General features: G+C 61.8%; 6 protein-coding genes. 4 read left to right on the top strand and 2 right to left on the bottom strand.

All coding sequences use genetic code 11. The features are described from left to right. The 4 genes from P792_RS38245 to P792_RS23885 all read left to right on the top strand — a co-directional run. On the top strand, window positions 1–583 hold a 583-nt coding region (locus tag P792_RS38245; RefSeq protein ID WP_235075398.1), incomplete at its 5' end, for an FAD-dependent monooxygenase. Further along, a complete protein-coding gene (gene cysE / locus P792_RS23895) occupies window positions 580–1,404 on the top strand; it encodes a serine O-acetyltransferase (protein WP_023977808.1) in 825 nt (274 codons plus the stop codon). The genes P792_RS38245 and cysE, both read left to right, overlap by 4 nt. Before the next feature lie 17 nt (window positions 1,405–1,421). After that, complete coding sequence (locus tag P792_RS23890; RefSeq protein WP_023977807.1) at window positions 1,422–1,706, top strand: hypothetical protein; 285 nt, start codon at window positions 1,422–1,424, stop codon at window positions 1,704–1,706. Window positions 1,707–1,751: 45 nt separating this feature from the next. Beyond that, window positions 1,752–2,189, top strand: coding sequence for a hypothetical protein (locus P792_RS23885; protein ID WP_152530145.1), 438 nt, complete (start codon window positions 1,752–1,754; stop codon window positions 2,187–2,189). A gap of 27 nt (window positions 2,190–2,216) precedes the next feature. On the opposite strand, the gene P792_RS23880 is transcribed toward P792_RS23885, so the two are convergent. Next, complete coding sequence (locus P792_RS23880) at window positions 2,217–2,966, bottom strand: TIGR00266 family protein (RefSeq protein ID WP_023977804.1); 750 nt, start codon at window positions 2,964–2,966, stop codon at window positions 2,217–2,219. A 132-nt stretch (window positions 2,967–3,098) separates the two neighbouring features. Further along, window positions 3,099–3,492 (bottom strand): carbohydrate porin (locus P792_RS35830; RefSeq protein ID WP_035439383.1); only part of this gene is annotated, 394 nt, incomplete at its 5' end.

Raw genomic sequence — 3,492 nt, 5'->3', positions numbered from 1 at the left:
CGAACATTTTCTTCCTCAGGGGCCGTTTGCACGCCTCCCCCTGCCGCCCACGGCCGAGCATCCCTATCGTTCGGCGATCGTCTGGGCAGAGGCGACACGACGCGCCGAGCGGTTCTATGCGCTCGACGAAGCGGCCTTCGCCAATGCCATCATGCAGCGTCTTGGCGATGATGTAGGCAGGGCCGTTCCGGTCGGCCGACGCTGGATCTATCCGCTCTCGGCACAATATGCCCAGCGATACACGGCACCGCGGCTTGCGCTCGCGGGCGATTCCGCCCACGGGCTTCACCCGATTGCGGGACAGGGCCTGAATGTCGGGTTCAAGGACATCATCGCCCTTTCCGCCCTTCTGGAAACGCGGTTTGCCAGCGGGGGCGATCTCGGCGGCGCCGATCTGCTTGCCCGCTACCAGCGTCAGGTGCGCCCCCATAACATGGCGATCATGGCGGCTTGTGACGGGCTTGAACGCCTGTTCGGCAATGACAATCCTCTCCTGCGCTTCGGGCGTGATCTTGGGCTGGGCGTGATGAGCCGCCTGCCAGGCCTGCGCCGCACATTCGTGAAAAAGGCCATGGGATTATGAGCACATCACCCGATCAGACATCGCCCAGAGCGCCCGATCTGGGCGTCGTATGGCAGGAAATGCTCAAGCAGAGCGATGTCTGCTGCGATGTGCTGATTCAGGGTGTGTTTGCGACAGGCATCAGCGATCACCGCAATTTCCAGGGGGCTCTTGCGGCGCTGCTCGGCACAAAACTGGCTGACCGCGCGCTTTCGGCTCCGGTGCTCTCTGCGCTCGTCACATCGGCACTGGCTGAAAAACCTGAAATTGCTGAAGCCGCCGCCGAAGACATGATCGCGATCTGCGAGCGCGATGCCGCTTGCCCCGATTACGTGACCCCCTTCCTTTTCTTCAAGGGCTATCACGCCATACAGGCCTATCGTATCGCCCACTGGCTCTGGTGCCATGACCGCCAGCATCTCGCCCGCCATCTGCAGAGCCTCGTGAGTGAACGCTTCGGTCTGGACATTCACCCCGCTGCCCGCCTGGGCAGGCGTCTGGTCTTTGATCATGGCGCAGGCATCGTGGTGGGTGAAACCTGCATCATTGAAGACGATGTTTCGCTTCTCCAGGGCGTCACCCTTGGCGGCACGGGCAAGGAAACCGGCGATCGTCACCCCAAGGTCCGGCGGGGCGTTCTTGTAGGCGCGGGGGCAATCGTGCTGGGTAATATCGAGCTTGGCGAGGGCGCCAAGGTGGGCGCTGGCTCTGTCGTGCTCGAGAGCGTACCGCCCTACACAACGGTTGTCGGCAATCCGGCACGTCGCATCGGCACGCGCCACACCTCCATGCCAGCTCTGGGCATGGATCAGCGTCTGCCTCCCGTGGATTACGTGATCTGACATCAAGGCCTTCAGGAGTGCCTCTGGCAGCAGCGCACTCGCGCGTAAGGACACTGCTGCCCTGGCTACGCCGTGGGGCGGTCGCTCTGGTTGGGCTGGTTGCCACCTATCTAGGTGTCCTGGCTTATCCTGAACCGGCTTTTGCCTATCGAATGCAGTATCGGCAATTCGATCTCTGGTCGGATCGCCCTATCGACAGCCATATCACTATCATTCTGGACGACGCGACGCGGCGCTTGCCGACATCGAGCCTCTATACGCCACAGCAGTACTTTCACGTCTTTTTCTGCAACGCGCGCTAGCGGTTACAGCTCTATGGGCTGTTTCACCCCAGCGTCGGGGGCATCGTGCTCGCGCCGCTCACATCCAATATCTACCGTCGTGAGTCGGATATCCCTCATGACAGGATCATTCCTCCCCATGCCGGACCGATGGCAGATGCGAAGGAACGCCCGCTCGCCTATTACATTGCTCATGAGGCGACGCATGTGATGCAGGGCCGCAGCTTCGGACGCTTCTTTGCCCTGACCCGCCCCACATGGCTCAACGAAAGCTATGCCGATCTCATCGGCAAGGGCGGCGACTTCGATATGCGGGACAATCTGGCACGATTCCAGGCCCATGATCCCTCCATGGATGTCCGCCGGAGCGGACTCTATCGACTCTATCATATGGAAGTCGCCTGGATGCTCGGCCATGACGCTGTTCCTCTGGAAACGCTCTACGCGCATCCTCCGGCCGAGAAAAAGCTCCTCGCCAGATTGCGCGAGGCACGACTGCCCTGAGACAGGGCGTATCGCGCGGCGTCGGGATCAGTCGAACGCCCTGCGCACCAGGGAGCCGAGCAGAGTGCCTTCGGCTGCGCCTGTCGCTTCCGTCATCCCGAGATAGGGGCTGAGCGCTCCGGCGAGGTTGGACAAGGTGAGTGTCTGCAACCAGATGCGCCCCGGCCCGGTCAAACGGGCCAGAAACACGCCATCGCCCCCGAACAGCTTGTTGCGTATGCCGGGCAGTGTGGTGATATCGAATTGCACACTCTCTTCGAACATGCCGACATGACCGGGATGCACATCGATCTGTTCTCCGGGTGCAAGATCATGGGCCACGATCTCGCCGCCCAGCTCCGCCCAGAACTGACCGTGACCCGAGATGCGCTGGAGGATGAATCCCTCCCCGCCAAACAGGCCCGCGCCGAGCTTGCGCTGGAAAGCCATGTCGAGGCGGACCCCTTCGGTACCGGCGATGAAGCCATGACGATGCACAAGATAGGCCCGCGATCCATCGAGCGTATGCTCGGTGATATGCCCCGGTATCTTGGCGGCGAAGGCAACGATGCCGGGAGCCCCTTCAGCGCGATAGCGGGTCATGAACAGCCCACCTCCCGCAATCATGCGCGAGATGGTGCCCATGAATCCGCTTTGCCCGGCCCCTGACGTGCTGGTTTCCAGCGTGACATGGGGGCTTTTCCAGGAGAGCTCGCCCGTCTCAGCCATGAGCGTCTCGCCGGGCTGGAGGGCGATGCGAAGTACGGGGAACAACGAACCATCAATCTGGGCATCCATGAATCATCCTCCGTGAAACATAACGTCACAGAGCATGGCACGGCGGAGCCAGTCGATGCATCGGCAAAAATGCAGGAGACCAGGAAAGATGCGTTCTCGACGGATCATGACCATCAGGCCGGTTCCGGTTGTTCAGAGGAACTCCACATGGGACTTGAAGCCGAGCAGAACAGCGTCTTTCAGGTTTCCCTGCCCGTTGGGTCGCACGAACAGTTCGACCATCGGCTGCATGAGGATACCGCGCCAGGCATGCCAGCCGTAATTGGCCTCCATGACAACGGCATGGCGCTGGATACCGGTGGCGCGGTAGGGCAGTACCTCCCCCCTCGCGCGCAGCAATTCTTCGGTGCGCTGCACGCCGGGCGACATTGCCGTGTAGCTGAAGGCCAGAGCGATGGTGTCCTCCGGGCGGGAGGCGAAAGTCCCACGGCTGATAAGACCGCCATAGACCTGCCAGTGGCGCAGCGCCACGCGCCCGTCATTATAGAGAAAGCCCCAGAGCGCCGTCAGGCCGGAATCCGTATCC

This window comes from Asaia sp. SF2.1 (assembly GCF_000505765.1).
Lineage (GTDB): Bacteria > Pseudomonadota > Alphaproteobacteria > Acetobacterales > Acetobacteraceae > Asaia > Asaia bogorensis.
Note: the sequence above shows the minus strand (reverse complement) of the source record. Positions and strands in the feature narration are given on the sequence as shown.

Coding starts and splice junctions, on each gene's coding strand:
- cysE (WP_023977808.1), top strand. CDS start 580: ATGAGCACATCACCCGATCAGACATCGCCCAGAGCGCCCGATCTGGGC.
- P792_RS23880 (WP_023977804.1), bottom strand. CDS start 2,966: ATGGATGCCCAGATTGATGGTTCGTTGTTCCCCGTACTTCGCATCGCC.